The organism is Bradyrhizobium sp. 18BD (assembly GCF_054185225.1).
This window is the reverse complement of record NZ_JAVAYL010000049.1, coordinates 1-1,231: the sequence shown is the minus strand read 5'-3', so window position 1 is coordinate 1,231 and position 1,231 is coordinate 1. Positions and strand designations below refer to the sequence as shown.

General features: G+C 65.9%; 2 protein-coding genes. Both read left to right on the top strand.

The window, feature by feature from the left end; translation table 11 throughout:
• On the top strand, positions 1 to 359 hold a 359-nt coding region (locus RAD16_RS40290), incomplete at its 5' end, for a helix-turn-helix domain-containing protein (RefSeq protein WP_458163620.1).
• Between the two features lie 2 nt (positions 360 to 361).
• A partial coding sequence (locus RAD16_RS40285) for an IS3 family transposase (RefSeq protein WP_458163618.1) occupies positions 362 to 1,231 on the top strand: 870 nt, incomplete at its 3' end.

The following is a 1,231-nucleotide window of genomic DNA, read 5'->3' as shown; positions in this document are numbered from 1 at the left end:
CAGTCCGTCGCATTCTGGCGGGTGAGCGCATAAGGGCTCTTTCCCAGGAGCTGAATGTGTTACGTAAGGACCTCTATGCATGGCGCGATCTTTTTCGCGCCGGCGGGGCGGAGGCGCTGCGGCCGATCGGTCGGCCCCGCAAAAGCGATGCCGTTGCGCCGAACGTGAAGGAGCGGGCACGCGATGTTGCGGCTGCCGACCCTGGTGCGCCGGAGCGCATTGCCGAGCTCGAGCGCAAGATCGGCCAGCAGCAGATTGAACTGGATTTTTTTCGGCAAGCCTTGCGGCGGGTCAAGGAAGCACGCCGGCCGAGCACCGGGCCTGGCGTGACGGGGTCTACGCGGTCATCCAGGCGATGACGATGCCCCCGCGGCAAGGCGAGCTGACGATCGAGCGGATGTGCGTGCTGGCTGGCGTCAGTCGGGCCGGCTATTACCGGCATTGGGCGGCGTCCGCCCCACGTGCCGAGGAAACCGGCGTGCGAGACGCGATCCAGCGGCTGGCGCTGACGCATCGGCATTACGGCTATCGCCGGATCTCCGCGCAATTGCGGCGTGAGGGCTTTGCGGTGAACGGCAAGCGCGTGCTGCGCCTGATGCGAGAGGACAATCTGCTGTGCTTGCGGCAGCGGCCGTTCGTGCCTGTGACGACAGACTCGCGCCACCCCTGGCGGGTGGTGCCGAACCTCGCCCGCGGCATGGTGCCTGATGGCCTCGACCAGCTCTGGGTGGCGGACATCACCTACATCCGTCTGCAGGAAGAGTTCGCCTATCTCGCCATCGTGCTCGATGCCTTCAGCCGGCGCGTGGTCGGCTGGGCCTTGGAAACGCACCTGGAGGCGCGTCTGGCCGTCGCCGCACTCTCGATGGCGCTGGCGGCCCGCCAACCCTCGCCCGGCAGCCTGATCCACCACTCCGATCGCGGCATCCAATACGCCTGCGGCGACTACACCGAGCTCCTCCAGCAGCACGACATTGCTCCCAGCATGAGCCGGGTCGGCAATCCCTACGACAACGCCAAAGCGGAGAGCTTCATGAAGACCCTCAAGCAAGAGGAGGTCAACGGCCAGACCTACCGCGATGCGCAGCATGCCAGAAAGGCGATCGGCGCCTTCATCGAAGAGGTGTACAATCGTCAAAGGCTTCACTCGGCTCTGGCCTACCAGCCACCCGCCGAGTTCGAAGCAAATCTACCAGGTTGCGGGGCTGCTGCGCAGCAGCCCCGCAACCCG